Consider the following 17,261-nt stretch of genomic DNA (forward strand, 5'->3'; position numbering starts at 1 on the left):
ATCCCCGCCGATTGCCAGGCCACCAATGGCGCGGGCCTTACAACACCGTTGCATTCCATGCACAGATGGGAAGGGAAGGATGGACAGGCTCAAAGCCATGGCGACCTTCGTGCGCATCGTCGAGACCGGCAGCCTCAGCGCGGCTGCCGATGCCCTTGGCCAGTCCGCCGCGTCGGTCGTGCGCAGTCTCGCGGCGCTGGAGAAACACCTGGGTGTGCGCCTGTTGAACCGCAATACCCGGCGCTTGGCGCTGACCGACGAAGGGGCCGAGTACCTGGCCTGGAGCCGGCGCATGCTGGCGGAGTTCGATACGCTCGAACAGCGCTTCGAGGCGCGCCAGCAGGACCCGGGCGGGCTGTTGCGCCTGACCGCGCCGGTGGCGTTCGGCCAGCGCCACGTGGCGCCGCTGGTGAATGAATTCCTGCGCGCGCATCCGGGCATGCAGGTCGAACTGACCCTGCTGGACCGCACGGTCGACTTGCTGGAGGAAGGGCTGGACCTGGCGATCCGTATCGGCCATCTGCCGGATTCTTCGATGACCGCGATCACCCTGGGCGCGACTCGCCACGTGGTCTGCGTCCATCCCGGCTTGCTGCAGGCGGGACCGATCAAGCATCCCGCCACGTTGCGTGAGCGTGACTGTATCGTCTTTGCCCAGCACGGCCCGTGCTGGGCTTTTTTGGAGCAGGGGCAGGCGCTGAGTGTCGAGGTATCGGCGAAGCTGCTGCTGAACCAGGTCGAGGTGGCCCGCGCCGCGAGCATCGAGGGCATGGGTGTGGTGCGCTTGCTGCACTACCAGGTCGCCGATGCGCTGGCCGACGAGCGCCTGGTGCGTTTACTGCGGGCGTTCGAGACGCCCGATGTACCGATCCAGATGGTCTACCCGCATTCGCGCCTGCTGTCGCCACGGGTACGCCGCTTCATCGACTGGGCCGCGCCACGATTGAAGGCATCGATTCCCGATCCTTCCTGAGCAAGGCGCCCGCAAGGTGAGTCGTATGCACTGGCAAGACTGAGACGGACGATCAGCGTGCCCGGCGTGGCAGGACGAAGCTGAGCAGGAACAGGCTGGCGGCGGCGACCACGATCGACGGGCCGGCCGGCGTGTCCTGGTACCAGGACAGGCTCAGGCCGCCACACACCGCGAGCATGCCGAGCAGGCTGGCGCCCACGGCCATCTGCTCCGGGGTGCGTGCATGGCGTTGGGCGGCGGCGGCGGGAATGATCAGCAGCGAGGTGATCAGCAGCACACCGACGATCTTCATCGCCACGGCGATCACCACGGCGATCAGCAGCATCAGACCCAGGCGCAGGCCGGCGACCGGCAGGCCTTCGACGCGGGCGAGTTCCTCGTGCACGGTAATGGCCAGCAGCTGCCGCCAGAGAGGCAGCAGAAGCAGCAGGACCAGAGCGCTGCCGCCGATGATCCAGGCCAGGTCGCTGGTGCTGACGGCCAGCAGATCGCCGAACAGGTAGGCCAGCAGGTCGATGCGTACATCCTTCATGAAGCTCAGGGCAACCAGGCCCAGGGACAGGGTGGTCGGCGCGAGGATGCCGAGCAGGGTGTCCGAGGCCAGCGGCTGGCGCTGTTGCAGGGTCACCAATAGCACGGCGAGCAACAGGCAGCCGACGGTCACCGCCAGGGTCGGGCTGATATCGAGCATCAGGCCCAGTGCCACGCCGAGCAGTGCCGCATGGGACAGGGTGTCGCCGAAATAAGCCATGCGCCGCCAGACCACGAAGGAACCGAGCGGGCCAGCCACCAGGGCCAGGGCCAGGCCGGCGAGCAGAGCGTTGAGCAGAAAATCAGCCATGGTTGCAGTGCGGGCCGTGGACGTGGGGTTTGAGGACCGCGCCATGCAGGTCATGGCTGTGGTCGTGATGGTGGTGGTAGACCGCGAGGCTCTTGGCGTCCTGGCCGAACATTTCGACGAACACCGGATCGTTGCTGACCTGGGCCGGGTGTCCTGAGCAGCACACGTGACGATTCAGGCAGATCACCTGGTCGGTGGTGCTCATCACCAGGTGCAGGTCGTGGGAGACCATCAGCACACCGCAACCGTAGCGGTCGCGCAGGCGGGTGATCAGGCGGTACAGCTCGGCCTGGCCGGCGACGTCGACGCCCTGCACCGGCTCATCGAGTACCAGCAGTTGCGGCTTGCGCAGCAGTGCGCGGGCCAGCAGCACCCGCTGCAGTTCGCCGCCGGAAATACTCTGCAGCGGGCTGTCGATGACCTGCTCGGCGCCCACCTCGGCCAGCGCGTCCTGCGCCATGCTGCGGTCCACGCCAGGTACCAGGCGCAGGAAGCGCAACACGGACAGCGGCAAGGTGCTTTCGACCTGTAACTTCTGCGGCATGTAGCCGATGCGCAGGCGGGCCTTTCGCTGCACCTGGCCGCTGTCCGGTTTGAGCAGGCCGAGCACGGCGCGCACCAGGGTGGTCTTGCCGGCGCCATTGGGGCCGATCAGGGTGACGATCTCGCCGGCGCGCACCGCCAGTTGCACATCCTGCAGGACGGCCTGGCCGGAGAAGGCGACCCCGACGCCATCGAGCTGGATCAGCGTTTCGCTCATGCGCCGCTCCGGCAGCCGGCGCACAGGCCGATGACTTCCACGGTCTGTCCTTCCACGGCAAAACCGACGTCAGCGGCACTGCTGACGATGGCGTCGCTGATCGCCTGCGCTTCCAGCTCGACGGTGGTGCGGCAGTTTTTGCAGATCAGGAACTGGCCCTGGTGAGCATGCTCCGGGCGCACGCAACCGATGAAGGCGTTGAGCGAGGCGATGCGGTGCACCAGGCCGTTTTCCAGGAGGAAATCCAGCGCCCGATAGACGGTCGGTGGCGCGGCGCGACGGCCGTCCTCCTCGCTGAGTACACCGAGAATGTCGTAGGCGCCGAGTGGCTTGTGGCTCTGCCAGACCAGCTCCAGTACGCGTTTGCGCAGTGCGGTCAGGCGCACCCCCAGCTTGGCGCAGATGGCATCCGCATCGGCCAGGGCACTGTTCACGCACTGGGCGTGGTCGTGGGGCAGGTAGACCAGTGGGGTCTGGGCGGTGTGAGGTTTGAGCATGGGCGGCGACGTCCGGGGTAAGAGACGTTATTCTATTACTCTTTGCCCCTCAGGTGTTGCCCCGTGTCGCGTTTCTCCGCCCTGCTCCTGCTGCTTCTCTGCTCTCTCAATGCGCGTGCCGATGTGCAGGTGCTGACCAGCATCAAGCCATTGCAATTGATCGCCGCGGCGGTACAAGACGGCGTCGGAACCCCGGATGTGCTGTTGCCACCGGGCGCCTCGCCGCACAACTTCGCCCTGCGCCCTTCCGATGTGCGCAAGGTGCAGAGCGTGGCACTGCTGTACTGGATCGGCCCGGACATGGAGGCCTTCCTGCCGCGGGTTCTGCAGTCGCGTACCTTGCCGAGCATTGCCGTGCAGGGATTACCGGACATGCAGTTGCGCCATTTCGGCGAAGGGCATGACGCACACGACCACGGTGATGCCGACGCGCATGACCATGACCACCGTCCAGGGACCCTGGACGCGCATCTCTGGTTGCTGCCGTACAACGCCCGCGTGATCGCCGCGCGCATGGCGGCGGATCTGGCCGCTGCCGACCCGGCCAATGCGGCCCGTTATCAGGCCAACCTGAAGGCCTTCGGCGAGCGCCTGGATGCCTTGGATCAACGCCTCAAGGCCCGACTGCAGGGCGTTGCCGGCAAGCCCTATTTCGTCTTCCACGAAGCCTACGACTACTTCGAGTCGGCCTATGGCCTCGAGCATGCCGGTGTGTTCAGTGTGCTGGGCGACGTGCAGCCAGGTGCCCGGCATGTGGCGGCGATGCGCGCACGCTTGCAGGCAACCGGGCCGACTTGTGTGTTCAGTGAGCCGCCGTTGCGTCCGCGCCTGGCCGAAACCCTGACTGCCGGGTTGCCGGTGAAACTGGCGGAGATGGATGCCCTGGGCGGCGCCCTGCCCGTTTCTGCCCAGGGTTACGAGCAGTTGCTCGGCGATCTGGCCGAACAACTGGCCGGCTGCCTGGAGGCGCTGTAACACCCACTTGAGTAAGCCGTCGCAGGGGCGCTGTACGTAGACTCGCTCGACTAAAGCGCCAGCGGCAACGGGCAGTCGACCTGTTGGCGCTGCAAGAGGCGACGCTGGATTTCGGCGGGATCGTGGATCAGCACATCCTGGCCGGCGAAGGACTGGGCGGCGATCAGTCGCGACAGCCAGAAACGCAGACAGGCGATGCGCAACATGGCGGGCCACAGTTCGGCTTCGGTCGGCGTGAACGGTCGCAGCGCGGCATAGGCGCCGAGCAGGGCGCGCGCACGTGGGCCATCGAGGCGTTCGTCGGCCTGGGAACACCAGTCGTTCACGGTGATCGCCAGGTCGTACAACATCGGGCCGGAGCAGGCGTTATAGAAGTCGATGACCCCGCTCAGGTGATTGCCTTCGAACAGCACGTTGTCGCGGAACAGATCGGCATGCAGGTTGGCACGTGGCAGGGCGAGAATGCGCGGCTGCAACGTGGTCACCTCGTCGAGGCTGTCGCGCAGCAGCGGCAGGAGTTTGTCGGGCAGCTGCAGGGCCAGTAACGGACCTTCTTCAAGCATCCAGTCCAGGCCGCGATCGCTGCGCCGTTCGAGGATCTGCTCGCGGGTGGCCAGGTGCAGGCGGGCGAGCCAGCTGCCGACCTCAGCACAATGATGGGCATTGGGCTGGCTGATGTGGCTGCCCTGCAAGCGTGGTTGCAGCAGGGCCGGTTTGCCAGCCAGTTCACGCAGGCGTACGCCGCTTGCCGTCGGCAGTGCATACGGCACTGGCAGGCCGGCTTCGTGCAGGCGCCCGAGTAGCTCGACGAAGAACGGCAGATCAGCCTGGGGGCCGCGTTCGATCAGGGTCAGCACATATTCGCCGGCCTCCAGGCTGACGAAGAAATTGCTGTTCTCGGTACCGGCACCGATGCCCTGGAAGTCTTTCAGGCGCCCCAGTTGGTAGGGGACGAGGAAGTCTTCCAGCTCGGGGCGTTCGAGAGGGGTGAAAACCGACATGGGGCAACGGCTCGCAGATCAGGGCCAGGAGGACGCTGTCGCCAGCGTCCACGCGGCGTTTACCACTTAAAGATTTCCCAGGCGGGGATCAGCATGTCTGGCTGGTCGGAACGGATGAAGTTGCCTTCGCTACCGTCCGCGCGCACCAGGAAGTAAGGCTTGCCCTTGCTCGGGGTGACTTTGATCGCGTAGAGGAAGCCGTTCTGCCGGTATTCGGTGATGGTGCGGTCGCCGTCCTGGCGAATGGTCACGTCTGGATCGGCGCTCGGGGCGTCATCGGCAGCGAGGGCGAGCATCGGGCTCATGGCCAGCAAGCCGGTCAACAACAGGCGGTTGAGTGCGCGCATGGTAACCTTGTCCTTTATCGTCAATGGTCCGTGCATTCTAGCGCCGGACCCGTGGAAAAGGTTGATCTTGCGCATGTCCAACACACCTCTTGTTCTGGTCGACGGGTCCTCCTACCTGTACCGCGCCTTCCATGCCCTGCCGCCCCTGGCGACGTCGAAGGGTTTGCAGACCGGCGCGGTCAAGGGTGTGTTGAACATGCTCAAGAGCCTGCGCAAGCAGTACCCGGACAGCCCGTTCGCCGTGGTCTTCGACGCCAAGGGCGGCACCTTCCGCGATGCCATCTTCGCCGAGTACAAGGCCAACCGCCCGCCGATGCCCGATGAGCTGCGCGGCCAGGTCGAGCCGCTGCACGCCAGTGTGCGTGCCCTTGGTTATCCGCTGCTGTGCGTGGAAGGTGTCGAGGCCGATGACGTGATCGGCACCCTCGCCCGCCAGTGCGCCGCCGAGGGGCGCGATGTGGTGATCTCCACCGGCGACAAGGACATGGCGCAACTGGTCTGCCCGCACGTGACCCTGGTCAATACCATGACCGGCAGCGTCTACGACATCGAAGGCGTGAGGCAGAAGTTTGGTGTCGGCCCCGAGCTGATCATCGATTACCTGGCGCTGATGGGCGACAAGGTCGACAACATTCCCGGTGTGCCGGGTGTCGGCGAGAAAACCGCGCTGGGTCTGCTGGTCGGTGTTGGTGGCGGCCTCGACGTGCTCTACGCCAACCTCGACAAGGTCCCCGAGTTGCCCATCCGTGGCGCCAAGACCCTGCCGGCCAAGCTGACCGAGCACAAGGAAATGGCCTACCTGTCGTACCAGCTGGCGACCATCAAGCTCGACGTGCCGCTGGATATCACGATCGAATCGCTGCATCCGGGCGAGCCGGATCACGAGGCGTTGCTGGCGCTGTACACCGAGCTGGAATTCCGCGGCTGGATGGATGAGTTGCAGCGCAGCCAGGCGAAGAGCAAGCCGGTTGCCAAGGTGGTCGCCAAGCCAGCGCCCACGGGTGGCCTGTTCGATGAGCCGGAGGTCGTGAGCGAGGTGGAGGAGCAGGCAGTTGCCAGTGACTCGCGCTATGAAACCGTGCTGGATCAGGCGCGCTTCGATGCCTGGCTGCACAAACTGCAGGCGGCAGAGCTGATTGCCTTCGACACCGAAACCACCAGCCTCGACCCGCAGCAGGCGCAGGTAGTGGGCGTGTCTTTTGCGGTCGAGCCCCACGAGGCAGCCTACGTGCCACTGGCTCACAGCTACATGGGCGTGCCGGCACAACTGGACCGCGATGCGGTGCTGCGTGCACTCAAGCCGCTTCTCGAAGACCCGGCCAAGGCCAAGGTCGGCCAGCATGCCAAGTACGACATCAACGTGCTGGCCAACGCCTCGACGCCGGTCAACGTGCAGGGTGTGGCCTTCGACACCATGCTCGAATCCTATGTGCTCGACTCCACCGCCACGCGCCACGATATGGATAGCCTGGCGATGAAGTACCTCGACCACGGCACCATCCGTTTCGAAGACATCGCCGGCAAGGGCGCCAAGCAACTGACCTTCGACCAGATCGCCCTGGAACAGGCCGGCCCCTACGCCGCCGAGGATGCGGATATCACCCTGCGGTTGCACCAGACCCTGTGGCAGAAACTCGAGGCCACGCCAACGCTGGCCAAGGTGCTGCGCGAAATCGAAATGCCGCTGGTGCCGGTGCTGGCGCGTATCGAGCGCCAGGGCGCGCTGGTAGACGCCAAGCTGCTCGGCGAGCACAGCGTCGAGCTGGGCGAGCGCCTGGTCGAGCTGGAGCGTCAGGCCTTCGCCATCGCCGGCGAGGAGTTCAACCTCGGCTCGCCCAAGCAGCTCGGCGCGATCCTCTATGAAAAGCTCGGCCTGCCGGTGATCAGCAAGACCGCCACCGGCCAGGCCTCCACCGCCGAAGCGGTGCTTGCCGAACTGGCCGAGCAGGACTTCGAGCTGCCCAAGGTGCTGATGCAGTACCGCAGCCTGAGCAAGCTCAAGAGCACCTACACCGACCGCCTGCCGGAGCAGATCAACCCGCGCACCGGACGCATCCACACCAGCTATCACCAGGCCGTGGCCGCGACCGGACGCCTGTCATCCAGTGATCCGAACCTGCAGAACATCCCGATCCGCACCGCCGAAGGCCGGCGTATCCGCCAGGCATTCATCGCCCCCAAGGGCTACAAGCTGGTGGCGGCGGACTATTCGCAGATCGAGCTGCGCATCATGGCCCACCTGGCCAAGGACGAAGGCCTGCTGGATGCCTTCCGCCATGACCGTGACGTGCACAAGGCCACTGCCGCCGAGGTGTTCGGCGTCACGCTGGAGGAGGTCAGCAACGACCAGCGGCGCAAGGCCAAGGCGATCAACTTCGGCCTGATCTACGGCATGAGCGCCTTCGGCCTGGCCAAGCAGATCGACGTCGACCGCAAGCAGGCGCAGGCCTATATCGACCGCTATTTCGCGCGCTACCCAGGCGTGCTGGCCTACATGGAGCGCACCCGGGAACAAGCCGCCCAGCAGGGTTATGTGGAAACCCTGTTCGGCCGCCGGCTGTATTTGCCGGACATCAATGCGAAGAACCCGTCGCTGCGCAAAGGCGCCGAACGCACGGCGATCAACGCACCGATGCAGGGCACCGCGGCGGACATCATGAAGCGCGCGATGGTCGCGGTGGACGAGTGGCTGGCGACCTGCAGTCTGGATGCCAAGGTCATCCTGCAGGTACACGATGAACTGGTTCTGGAGGTCCGCGAGGACCAGGTCGAGGACCTCAAGGCCGGGTTGCTGCCATTGATGAGCGCGGCAGCGGAGCTTGATGTGCCGTTGCTGGTCGAGGCTGGAGTCGGCGCCAACTGGGATGAAGCCCACTGACGTGATGCGGCATAAGGTCGCAGTGTTAAGCGCGCGTTCTTTACGCTGCGATCTAAAAAGCGCTTTTTTAAGAACGACAGAGTTTAAGAAAAGTTGAACTAACGGCCAAGGCGGCCGGTCAGAGTTTACGAATGGCTTGTAGCCCTTCGATGCTCCTTTGTTGTGTTTAGTGTTGGCAGATCTCTGAACCCCGCCCTAGCGGTTCAGAATTGAACCCCGGTTTCTTCCTCCCCATACGAAGCCGGGGTTTTTTTTGCCCGCCATTCCTGGCGATCACCCTTCGGGCCGTTGCTGCGCAACGTCAAAAACCGCTCCCGCCGATTTTTTGTCCGCGATTCAGGCTTCGATTTCTTCGTCTGCTGCTTCGCCGGTCAACCCGAGCCACTGGGCCAGCACGGCCTGGGCTTCTTCCACACCTTGGCGCTTGGGGGCCGAGAACAGCTGGATACCGACGTCCTCGCCCCAGCCCTTGCGGATGTCCTGACGCACCTTGAGCAGTGCGTTCTTGGCGGCACCGAAGGCCAGCTTGTCGGCCTTGGTCAGCAGGATGTGCAGCGGCATGTGGCTGGCCTTGGACCAGTCGAGCATCATGCAGTCGAATTCGGTCAGCGGGTGGCGGATGTCCATCATCAGCATCAGCCCGGCGAGGCTTTCACGGCTGCCCAGGTAGGCTTCGAGGTGCCGCTGCCAGTGCTGCTTGAGCGGGATCGGCACCTTGGCATAGCCATAGCCGGGCAGGTCGACCAGGCGGCGCTCGTCATCCAGGCGAAAGAAGTTGAGTAGCTGCGTGCGCCCCGGGGTTTTCGAGGTGCGGGCCAGGCTCGCATGGGTCAGGGTATTCAGCGCGCTCGACTTGCCGGCGTTGGAGCGACCGGCGAAGGCCACTTCGAGGCCCTGGTCCGGTGGGCACTGGTCGACCTTGGCCGCGCTGATCATGAAGGCAGCCTGCTGACACAGGCCGATGATGGGATTCTTGGGTTGCATGGGGAGGTTCCGATTAGGGCGGACGTGCCGCGCAGCAGGGTGGCGCTTTCGAGGCGCGGCATGGTGTCGCTTCCGTTTCAGCGACGCCAGTATATAATGCCGCAGATTTTGTGTGCGCTTTGTCCCATCCGTTGTTCCGGGAATGTTTCAGTCGACTGCGCGATAGAACGCAGGTGATTCCCGGCCCCGATGAGGTTGGCCCATGAAAAAATGGTTGCTGGGTGTTGCCTTGTTTTGGGCCTTGGTGGGTGCCGTACAGGCAGCGCAGGATGCACAGGCGGTATACGCCAAGACCTGTTCGGCCTGCCATGATGGACAATTGCCGATGGCGCCCAAGCGAGGCGACAAGGCAGCCTGGACGCCACGATTGGCCAAGGGCATGGACACCTTGGTAAGAAGCGTTACCCACGGTTTGAATGCCATGCCACCCGGTGGTTTGTGCATGAATTGCAGTACCGAGGACTACCAGGCCGTCATCGAGTTGATGAGCGAGTAGTCCCGTAAAAACCTATTACCTCTAGCCGTTATTGGATTAGCTGATGAACAAACTACTGGTGAGCTTGCTGTTGACCCTCGGTGTCTCCGCTGCCGCGCACAGCGCCGACAAGATCGTCGGTGATGCTACCGCCGGCCAGGCAAAAACCGCCGTATGCGGCGCCTGCCACGGTGCTGACGGCAATAGCCCGGCGCCGAACTTTCCGAAGCTGGCGGGTCAAGGTGAGCGCTACCTGCTCAAGCAACTGCATGACATCAAGGCCGGCACCGCGCCGACCGCTGAGGCGGGCAAGGGCCGGAAAGTGCTTGAAATGACCGGCATGCTGGACAACTTCAACGAACAGGATCTGGCCGATATCGCCGCCTACTTCGCCAGCCAGAAAACCAGCGTCGGTGCTGCCGACCCTGCATTGGTCGCTCGCGGTGAAGCCCTGTTCCGTGGCGGCAAGCTCGAAGAAGGCATGCCGGCGTGCACCGGTTGCCATGCTCCGGATGGCGCGGGTAACGCCGCTGCCGGCTTCCCGCACCTGGGTGGCCAGCACGCCGCCTATGTGGCCAAGCAACTGACCGACTTCCGCGAAGGCAACCGCACCAACGATGGCGACACCATGATCATGCGCGCCATCGCTGCCAAGCTGAGTAACAAGGATATCGCTGCGGTTTCCAGCTATGTCCAGGGCCTGCACTAAGCACGCCTGAGCGCAAACAAAAGGGTGGCCATGGCCACCCTTTTTTATGCCTGCACTGTTTGGCAGTACTCTTCGGGCCTGCGCAAGAGAGGTAAAAAAGCGCACCCGGCGATTTTTTATTGCCCGCGCCGCTACAATGCCGGAACCCGCCATGCGGGCGCCGGTCGAAAACCGACTGCGCCCCGCGCGGTCCCCGTTCGCCAAGGAGTCCTGCATGCGTAACCTGATTCTCGGTACCTTCCTCGCCACCCTCAGCCTGTTCGGCCTCAGTGCCCAGGCCGATACCATCGAAGCCGGCAAGCAATATGTCGAGCTGCAGAATCCGGTGCCGGTCTCGCAGCCGGGCAAGATCGAAGTGGTGGAAATGTTCTGGTATGGCTGCCCGCATTGCTACCAGTTCGAGCCGACCCTCAACGCCTGGGTCGACAAGCTGCCGGCCGACGTCAACTTCGTACGCGTTCCCGCCCTGTTCGGTCGTACCTGGGATATCCACGGTCAGCTGTTCATCACCCTCGACCTGATGAAAGTCGAGCACAAGGTGCACAAGGCCGTATTCGACGCCATCCACACCCAGGGCAAACAGTTGGACACACCTGAAGAAATGGCAGACTTCCTCGTCGGTCAGGGTGTCGACCGTGACAGCTTCCTCAGCATGTACAACTCCTTCGCCGTGAAAGGCCAGATGGCCAAGGCGCGTCAACTGGCCAAGGCTTATCAGATCACCGGCGTACCGGTGCTGATCGTCAACGGCAAATACCGTTTCGACGTGCGTTCGTCCGGCGGCGAGAAAGAAGCGCTGCAAGTGGCTGACTTCCTGATCGCCAAAGAGCGCGCCGCTCACTGAGTGCCTTGCCATGCTACGCCGTCGGAATCCCGGGCGATCCGCCAGCCTGTGCACGCCACAGGTCAATGGACATTGCTCGGAATCCAACGGCGGTTTGCCGGCTGATGGCCGCCTGCGCCTACTCAGCTTCAATATCCAGGTCGGCATCAGCACCCAGCGCTACCGGCACTACCTGACCCGCAGCTGGCAGCACCTGCTGCCACATGTTGGGCGTGCCGGTAACCTGCAGCGTATCGGCGACCTGCTCGGTGACTTCGATCTGGTCGCCTTGCAGGAGGCTGACGGCGGCAGCCTGCGCTCTGGCTACGTCAATCAGGTCGAACACCTGGCCGAGTTGGGTGCCTTCCCCTACTGGTACCAGCAGCTCAATCGCAACCTCGGGCGTTTCGCCCAGCACAGCAACGGCGTGCTCAGCCGCTTGCAGCCCAGTCTTATGGAAGACCACCCATTGCCCGGCCCAGCGGGGCGTGGCGCCATTCTGCTGCGCTTTGGCGAGGGGGCGGATGCGCTGGTGGTGGTCATGATGCACCTGGCGCTGGGGGCCCGTACCCGCACGCGCCAGCTCGCCTATATCCGCGAGCTGATCGGTGGCTATCGCCACCAGATCCTGATGGGCGACATGAACACCCATGCCAATGAATTGCTGCAGAACTCGCCGTTGCGTGACCTGGGCCTGATCGCGCCCCAGGCCGAGGCGACCTTCCCCAGCTGGCGGCCGCAGCGTTGCCTGGACCATATTCTGTTGAGTCCCGAGCTGACCCTGGAGCGAGTGGAAGTCCTTAGCCAGCCCATTTCCGATCACCTGCCGGTGGCAGTCGATATCCGTCTGCCGGCAGGGCAATATGGCAACGATTGCCAGACTAAATCGCTCGTTCCCGGATCATCCCCATGACTGATGATAGCCAGCGCTGGAAGCACAAATACCTGGAGAGCCTCGAGCAACAGGAGGAGCTGGAGCGGCGCTGGGAGGCGCGTCTGGACTTGCTTCGGCGTGGCTTGGTGCGCAGCTCGCTGGCAGCCGAGGGCAGTGACAAGGCCGTCGACCAGTGCATGCAGGAGCTGCGCAATGTGATCCGCGGCGATCAGATGGATGCCGGGCTGTCGGCACTTATCCCGCGTCTGGAAAAGGCCGTGCTGGACTCCGAGCAGCGCCGCCAGTTGCGGGCCGAGCAGAATGTCGCCGGGCTGACCCAACTGACCCAGCAACTGCTGGCGCTGGAGTTGCCCCGTGAGGTACGCAAACCGCTCAAGCAGTTCGTCAAACGTGTCGACGAGCGCGCCAGTCAGTCACGCGAGCTGCCGGCATTGCTCGCTGAGCTGAGCAGCTTGCAGCAGAACGTACTGGCCGTATTAGGCAGCGATCAGGTGGCTCGTCCGGGCCTGCTGCAGCGTTTGTTCGGCAGTCGCGATGAGGCAGATGCGGCACCCGGGGTTGCGGTCGTGGAGGAGGCCCCGCACGCTCCCCTGCCAACGCCAACGCCAACGCCAACGCCAACGCCAACGCCAACGCCAACGCCAACGCCAACGCCAACGCCAACGCCAACGCCAACGCCAACGCCAACGCTGGCTGAAGCTCCGGCTGCCATTGCCCAGCCCGGAGCGTCAGCGCCCGAGGCAGAGGCCGTGGTGCTGGAAGACACCGAGCCGCGTGTCAGTGAGGCCCCCTTGGTGTCAGCTATGGCCAGGTCTGACGTCGACCTGCAGGCTGAGACCTGCGACGTGGTTGTTGCAGAGCGCCCGGCGCCAACCGCCCTTTCGGTCCTGGACAGCCTGCCGCTGGATGCCCGGATCCTGATTGGCGAGGGTGATCCCGACTATGCCCTGCCCCCGCTGCCGGAACCTGGCTACAGCGCAATAGCTCCCCATGTCTCGCGCAGCCTGCTCGGTTTGCTCGATGAACTGGAGTTGCCGACGCGCCACCAACCGCAGGCCGAAAGCCTGCGCGCGCGTATGCAGGGCGGGCTGAACTGGTACGAACTGGTTCCGGTGCTGGATGACCTCGCGGTGCTGGTCCTGGCCGTGACGGATAGTGGTCAACGTGAATTTGCCGTTTATCTGCAGCAACTCAATGAGCGTCTGGCGGCGTTTCTCGGCACCCTGAGCGAAGCCCAGGCCGGCTACAGCGAAAGCCTGGAAAACGCACGCAGCTTCCATATCGAATTGCATGAACAGGTCAGCGGCTTGCAGGCCAGCGTGCAGGAAGCGGTTGACCTGGAAACCCTCAAGCAGGCGCTCGAGGCCAGGCTGGACGGTTTGCTCACGACCGTCAGCGAGCACCAGCGTCAACGCGATGGTCGTGAGGCGGATGTCGCTGCGCGCCTGCAGGCGTTGGTCCAGCGCGTGGCGGACATGGAGCAGGAAGCTCAGGTTTTCCGTGATCACCTCGAAGAACAACGGCAGAGGGCGCTGATCGATCCGCTGACCGGGCTGGCCAATCGTGCTGGCTGGAGTGAGCGCGTGGAGCTGGAAATGGCTCGCTGGCAACGTTATGGCGGCGACTTGCTGCTGGCGGTGCTGGACATCGATCACTTCAAGCGCATCAACGACGGCTACGGTCACCTGGCGGGCGACAAGGTGCTGAAGCTGATTGCCAGTGAGCTGAGCAAGCGCCTGCGCAAGACCGATTTCATGGCGCGCTTTGGTGGCGAAGAATTCGTCCTGCTGATTCCGGCCACGCCGCTGGCGGGTGGGCAGCAGTTGCTGGAGACGCTGCGCGAGGCGATCGAGGCGTGTCCATTCCACTTCAAGGGCGAACCGGTGACGATCACCCTGTCCGGTGGCATCACCGCCTTTTCCAGCGGCGACCAGGTCGATCAGGCATTCAAACGGGCCGACCAGGCCCTCTATCGGGCCAAGGGATCAGGGCGCAATCGAATCGAGCTCGGCTAAACCCAGAGCACGCCCGCAGGGTGCGCCGTACGCCCCGATTGCCTCCACGCAAGCACCGGCTTCAAGCCACATGCGGCAGGTATGGGCGCCACGTATCGGGGATCTGTTCCAGGCGTGGATAGCCGGCGATCTCCAACTGCCGTTGCGACAGCAGGAAGGGCGTATGCCGCAAATGCGCCGGCACGTTGCGTAACTCCGGTAGCCAGAGGCTGACGTAGGCACCTTCCGGGTCGTACTGACGGGCCTGGCGCAGGGTGTTGAAGGGTTGCTGGCGCTGCGGATCGCTGGCGGCGCTGGCGAGGTAAGCCCAGTTGCCCCAATTGCTGGCGGGGTCGTAATCGAGCAGGTGCTCCTCGAACCAGGCGGCGCCATGCCGCCAGTCCTGATTCAGGTCGTGCACGAGATAACGGGCCACCACCTGTCGCCCGCGATTGGACATGAAGCCCGTGGCGGCCAGCTCACGCATGTTGGCATCCACCAGCGGCATGCCGGTACGGCCCTGGCACCACTGGGTGAAGCGCGCATCGAGCGGATGCGGCGAGCGTTGCTGAAACAGCGTGTCGCCATGGCGCAGCAGGGTCCAGCGGAAGAAGTCGCGCCAGAGCAGGGCACGCCACAATGCCTGGGTGGAGGCGTTGCGTCCGTACAGGCTTTCGTGGCGGCGTAGCTCGGCGATCACACGGCGTGGCGAGAGGCAGCCATTGGCCAGCCAGGGAGAGAACTTCGACGAGTATTCGCTGCCGATCAGGCCGTTGCGGGTGTCCTGGTAGTGGCGTACGCCTTGGTGCAGCCACAGGTAATCGCGCACCCTGGCCAATGCCGCGATCTCGCCACCGGAAAAGGGAAAGGCACTGTGCAGCGCGTTGAGTGGTTCGCCCAGACCAAGCTGGGACAGCACCGGCAATGGCTCGAATACCTCCAGGGCGTTGTCCGGCAGGCCCGGCAGGCGCTCAGGGATCGGCAGCGGCTGGAACACCGGCAGGCGCTCTTCAACCTGCTGGCAGAACTGGCTGTAGACCGCTGGCAGCGCTTCCAGGGCGGTAGGCAGCTCATCGAGGCGCAGCAGGTTGTTGCCCGGTAGTTCGCGCAAGGGGATGTGGCCGAGCTTCTGTCGCAGCTCGGCCAGTTGCTGACGTTCCTCGGGAGCGATCTCCTCCAAGGTCAGCACTTCCTGCAAGGCAAAGCGTTCGACCAGGGCCGGGATCACCTCCTCGGCCCGCCCCGGCAGTACCAGCAGGGCAGAGCCGCGCTGACGCAGTTCGCTATCGAGGTTGGCCAGGCTTTCGAGGAGGAAGCGTGCACGGTGCACGCCGAGGCGCCGGCTGCCGAGCGCGTTGTAATCCAGCAGGGCGGGGTCGAGCACGAACAGCGGCAGAACCTGTTCGGCATCCACGGCGGCCTGCACCGCCGGATGGTCGTCGAGGCGCAGATCCTGTTTGAACCAGAGCAGCAGGCGGCGCATGGCAGTCAACCCTCGGTAAGCGTGTCGGTGACGATACGCTGCTGTGACCACGGCAGGGGCACCGTTTATCCCGACATCGACTGCCAATCGCCTGCCGATGAAAGGAAAACATGACGGACTTGGCGATTTCTGTAGCGGTGATAGTGCCGCGTGCTGGACCGAGTTCCAGTCGCGCCAACATGCCATCAGCCCTAGAATGAACCATTCGTTCAGGAGCGTTTCATGGATATCTTCGGCATTGCCGTGCTGGTGTTTCTGGTCACCGACCCATTCGGCAACATCGCCATCTACCTGGCGGCGCTGAAGAATGTCGCCCCCGAGCGGCGTCTGCGCGTAGTGGTCCGCGAGCTGCTGTTCGCCCTGGCCCTGCTCATGCTGTTTCTTACCTTTGGTGACAAGATTCTCAGCGGACTCGGCCTGTCTCGCGAGGCCACGGCGATTGCTGGCGGTATCATCCTGTTCGTCATTGCCATGCGCCTGATCTTTCCTTCGCCGCAGGGCGTGCTGGGCGACCTGCCGGATGGCGAGCCGATGCTGGTGCCGATGGCTACACCGGCGGTGGCTGGTCCTTCGGCGTTGGCGGTACTGATGACCTTGCGCAATACCCATGAGGGACCGCTATGGGAATTGTACGTGGCCGTCGGGCTGGCCTGGCTGGCGACCGCACTGATCCTGTTGCAGGCCTCCTGGCTACAACGGTTCCTGGGGCCACGCGGCCTGACGGCGGTAGAGCGTCTGACCGGCATGCTATTGATCATGCTGAGTGTCGACATGTTGTTGGATAACTTGCAGAGCGTCTTGCACATCACCCCATGAGAGTTCTTGTCCTCACCCTTGCCCTGCTGCTGGCTGCCTGCAGCAGCGGCCCGACGATCGATGACAGCCTGACTGCCCGCGGGCAGAGCAGCCGTGTGCAGTACATCGTCGTGCACTACACCTCCACCGACCTGCCGCGCTCGCTGGCCCTGCTGACGCAGACCGATGTCAGCAGCCACTACCTGATCGGCGACAATCCGCCGACCATCTACCGGTTGGTCGACGAGAACCGGCGGGCCTGGCATGCCGGCGTCAGCGAGTGGCAGGGGCGTACCTGGTTGAATGCCAGCACCCTCGGCATCGAGCTGGTCAACCAGGGCTATTTCGACGGCCCGCAGGGGCGTTACTGGCAGCCCTACAACCCGGCGCAGATCGATGCGCTGATCGTGCTGCTCAAGGATCTGGTCAAGCGTCATGATCTGCCCATCGACAGCATCATCGGTCACAGCGATATCGCGCCGCAGCGCAAGGTCGATCCGGGCCCGTTGTTCCCGTGGAAGCGCCTGGCCGATGCCGGGCTGATCCGCTGGCCGGATGCCGCTGCAGTCACCCGCGAACAGATGAAATTCGCGCAGAGTCTGCCGACGCCGCTGTGGTTCCAGGAGCAGCTGGCGCGACTGGGTTACCCTATCGAGCAGAGTGGTGTCCTGGATGAGGCCACGCGCAAGGTGCTGGCGGCCTTCCAGATGAAGTACCGCCAGGCCCGCTACGACGGTGAGCCGGATGCCGAAAGTGCAGCGATTCTGCTGGTGCTCAATGGCAGCCACGGCTGATCGCGTTCACCGCTAGTGTCTGCCGCTGGCTGCCCAG

Annotated in this window: 17 protein-coding genes; 10 read left to right on the forward strand and 7 right to left on the reverse strand. The window is 64.1% G+C overall.

What is annotated here, in order from left to right; genetic code table 11:
• Positions 1–79 precede the first annotated feature (79 nt).
• Positions 80–973, forward strand: a complete 894-nt coding sequence (locus ACWPW0_RS00260) for a LysR family transcriptional regulator (protein WP_454254076.1) — start codon at positions 80–82, stop codon at positions 971–973.
• A gap of 52 nt (positions 974–1,025) precedes the next feature.
• On the opposite strand, the gene znuB is transcribed toward ACWPW0_RS00260, so the two are convergent.
• From znuB to ACWPW0_RS00275, 3 genes are read right to left on the reverse strand one after another with little or no spacing between them, the layout of a single operon-like run.
• Complete coding sequence (gene znuB / locus ACWPW0_RS00265) at positions 1,026–1,814, reverse strand: zinc ABC transporter permease subunit ZnuB (RefSeq protein WP_454254077.1); 789 nt, start codon at positions 1,812–1,814, stop codon at positions 1,026–1,028.
• On the reverse strand, positions 1,807–2,574 hold the full coding sequence (gene znuC / locus ACWPW0_RS00270) for a zinc ABC transporter ATP-binding protein ZnuC (RefSeq protein ID WP_447587897.1): 768 nt from the start codon (positions 2,572–2,574) through the stop codon (positions 1,807–1,809). The genes znuB and znuC overlap by 8 nt, the downstream gene beginning before the upstream one ends.
• Positions 2,571–3,071, reverse strand: coding sequence for a Fur family transcriptional regulator (locus tag ACWPW0_RS00275; RefSeq protein WP_454254078.1), 501 nt, complete (start codon positions 3,069–3,071; stop codon positions 2,571–2,573). Before ACWPW0_RS00275 ends, znuC begins: the two co-directional genes overlap by 4 nt.
• 63 nt (positions 3,072–3,134) lie before the next feature.
• Here ACWPW0_RS00275 and ACWPW0_RS00280 point away from each other — a divergent pair, with 63 nt between their 5' ends.
• A complete protein-coding gene (locus ACWPW0_RS00280; protein ID WP_454254079.1) occupies positions 3,135–4,046 on the forward strand; it encodes a zinc ABC transporter substrate-binding protein in 912 nt (303 codons plus the stop codon).
• 50 nt (positions 4,047–4,096) lie between these two features.
• On the opposite strand, the gene ACWPW0_RS00285 is transcribed toward ACWPW0_RS00280, so the two are convergent.
• Both ACWPW0_RS00285 and ACWPW0_RS00290 read right to left on the reverse strand, forming a co-directional pair.
• Positions 4,097–5,047: a homoserine kinase gene (locus ACWPW0_RS00285; protein ID WP_454254080.1), complete on the reverse strand. Its 951-nt coding sequence runs from the start codon at positions 5,045–5,047 to the stop codon at positions 4,097–4,099.
• 59 nt (positions 5,048–5,106) lie between these two features.
• A complete protein-coding gene (locus tag ACWPW0_RS00290; RefSeq protein ID WP_447587904.1) occupies positions 5,107–5,394 on the reverse strand; it encodes a DUF2782 domain-containing protein in 288 nt (95 codons plus the stop codon).
• A 73-nt stretch (positions 5,395–5,467) separates the two neighbouring features.
• On the opposite strand from ACWPW0_RS00290, the gene polA reads away from it, so the two are divergent.
• Positions 5,468–8,272, forward strand: coding sequence for a DNA polymerase I (polA, locus tag ACWPW0_RS00295; RefSeq protein ID WP_454254081.1), 2,805 nt, complete (start codon positions 5,468–5,470; stop codon positions 8,270–8,272).
• Positions 8,273–8,608: 336 nt separating this feature from the next.
• Here polA and yihA read toward each other — a convergent pair whose 3' ends face one another.
• Entirely contained in the window at positions 8,609–9,256 is a 648-nt protein-coding gene (gene yihA, locus ACWPW0_RS00300; protein ID WP_454254082.1) for a ribosome biogenesis GTP-binding protein YihA/YsxC, read from the reverse strand.
• A 202-nt stretch (positions 9,257–9,458) separates the two neighbouring features.
• Here yihA and ACWPW0_RS00305 point away from each other — a divergent pair, with 202 nt between their 5' ends.
• The 5 genes from ACWPW0_RS00305 to ACWPW0_RS00325 all read left to right on the forward strand — a co-directional run bounded on the left by ACWPW0_RS00305 (position 9,459) and on the right by ACWPW0_RS00325 (position 14,173).
• Positions 9,459–9,752: a c-type cytochrome gene (locus tag ACWPW0_RS00305; RefSeq protein ID WP_447587909.1), complete on the forward strand. Its 294-nt coding sequence runs from the start codon at positions 9,459–9,461 to the stop codon at positions 9,750–9,752.
• 43 nt (positions 9,753–9,795) lie between these two features.
• Positions 9,796–10,440, forward strand: coding sequence for a c-type cytochrome (locus ACWPW0_RS00310; RefSeq protein ID WP_447587911.1), 645 nt, complete (start codon positions 9,796–9,798; stop codon positions 10,438–10,440).
• A 214-nt stretch (positions 10,441–10,654) separates the two neighbouring features.
• On the forward strand, positions 10,655–11,284 hold the full coding sequence (locus ACWPW0_RS00315; protein WP_447587913.1) for a thiol:disulfide interchange protein DsbA/DsbL: 630 nt from the start codon (positions 10,655–10,657) through the stop codon (positions 11,282–11,284).
• Positions 11,285–11,294: 10 nt separating this feature from the next.
• Positions 11,295–12,176, forward strand: coding sequence for an endonuclease/exonuclease/phosphatase family protein (locus ACWPW0_RS00320; protein ID WP_454254083.1), 882 nt, complete (start codon positions 11,295–11,297; stop codon positions 12,174–12,176).
• Positions 12,173–14,173, forward strand: coding sequence for a GGDEF domain-containing protein (locus ACWPW0_RS00325; protein ID WP_454254084.1), 2,001 nt, complete (start codon positions 12,173–12,175; stop codon positions 14,171–14,173). The genes ACWPW0_RS00320 and ACWPW0_RS00325 overlap by 4 nt, the downstream gene beginning before the upstream one ends.
• A gap of 61 nt (positions 14,174–14,234) precedes the next feature.
• Here the strand turns inward: ACWPW0_RS00325 and ACWPW0_RS00330 are convergent, their stop codons facing one another.
• On the reverse strand, positions 14,235–15,635 hold the full coding sequence (locus ACWPW0_RS00330) for a DASH family cryptochrome (RefSeq protein WP_454254085.1): 1,401 nt from the start codon (positions 15,633–15,635) through the stop codon (positions 14,235–14,237).
• A gap of 222 nt (positions 15,636–15,857) precedes the next feature.
• On the opposite strand from ACWPW0_RS00330, the gene ACWPW0_RS00335 reads away from it, so the two are divergent.
• Together ACWPW0_RS00335 and ACWPW0_RS00340 are read left to right on the forward strand one after the other, a co-directional pair.
• Entirely contained in the window at positions 15,858–16,451 is a 594-nt protein-coding gene (locus ACWPW0_RS00335; protein WP_454254086.1) for a MarC family protein, read from the forward strand.
• Positions 16,448–17,224, forward strand: a complete 777-nt coding sequence (locus tag ACWPW0_RS00340) for an N-acetylmuramoyl-L-alanine amidase (protein ID WP_454254087.1) — start codon at positions 16,448–16,450, stop codon at positions 17,222–17,224. Before ACWPW0_RS00335 ends, ACWPW0_RS00340 begins: the two co-directional genes overlap by 4 nt.
• Positions 17,225–17,261: the final 37 nt, after the last annotated feature.

The organism is Pseudomonas sp. Marseille-Q8238, from assembly GCF_965111915.1.

Excerpts from the sequence above, each read along its gene's own strand:
- ACWPW0_RS00260 (WP_454254076.1), top strand. The coding sequence starts at position 80 with ATGGACAGGCTCAAAGCCATGGCGACCTTCGTGCGCATCGTCGAGACC.
- znuB (WP_454254077.1), bottom strand. The coding sequence starts at position 1,814 with ATGGCTGATTTTCTGCTCAACGCTCTGCTCGCCGGCCTGGCCCTGGCC.
- znuC (WP_447587897.1), bottom strand. The coding sequence starts at position 2,574 with ATGAGCGAAACGCTGATCCAGCTCGATGGCGTCGGGGTCGCCTTCTCC.
- ACWPW0_RS00275 (WP_454254078.1), bottom strand. The coding sequence starts at position 3,071 with ATGCTCAAACCTCACACCGCCCAGACCCCACTGGTCTACCTGCCCCAC.
- ACWPW0_RS00285 (WP_454254080.1), bottom strand. The coding sequence starts at position 5,047 with ATGTCGGTTTTCACCCCTCTCGAACGCCCCGAGCTGGAAGACTTCCTC.
- ACWPW0_RS00290 (WP_447587904.1), bottom strand. The coding sequence starts at position 5,394 with ATGCGCGCACTCAACCGCCTGTTGTTGACCGGCTTGCTGGCCATGAGC.
- polA (WP_454254081.1), top strand. The coding sequence starts at position 5,468 with ATGTCCAACACACCTCTTGTTCTGGTCGACGGGTCCTCCTACCTGTAC.
- yihA (WP_454254082.1), bottom strand. The coding sequence starts at position 9,256 with ATGCAACCCAAGAATCCCATCATCGGCCTGTGTCAGCAGGCTGCCTTC.
- ACWPW0_RS00305 (WP_447587909.1), top strand. The coding sequence starts at position 9,459 with ATGAAAAAATGGTTGCTGGGTGTTGCCTTGTTTTGGGCCTTGGTGGGT.
- ACWPW0_RS00310 (WP_447587911.1), top strand. The coding sequence starts at position 9,796 with ATGAACAAACTACTGGTGAGCTTGCTGTTGACCCTCGGTGTCTCCGCT.
- ACWPW0_RS00315 (WP_447587913.1), top strand. The coding sequence starts at position 10,655 with ATGCGTAACCTGATTCTCGGTACCTTCCTCGCCACCCTCAGCCTGTTC.
- ACWPW0_RS00320 (WP_454254083.1), top strand. The coding sequence starts at position 11,295 with ATGCTACGCCGTCGGAATCCCGGGCGATCCGCCAGCCTGTGCACGCCA.
- ACWPW0_RS00325 (WP_454254084.1), top strand. The coding sequence starts at position 12,173 with ATGACTGATGATAGCCAGCGCTGGAAGCACAAATACCTGGAGAGCCTC.
- ACWPW0_RS00330 (WP_454254085.1), bottom strand. The coding sequence starts at position 15,635 with ATGCGCCGCCTGCTGCTCTGGTTCAAACAGGATCTGCGCCTCGACGAC.
- ACWPW0_RS00335 (WP_454254086.1), top strand. The coding sequence starts at position 15,858 with ATGGATATCTTCGGCATTGCCGTGCTGGTGTTTCTGGTCACCGACCCA.
- ACWPW0_RS00340 (WP_454254087.1), top strand. The coding sequence starts at position 16,448 with ATGAGAGTTCTTGTCCTCACCCTTGCCCTGCTGCTGGCTGCCTGCAGC.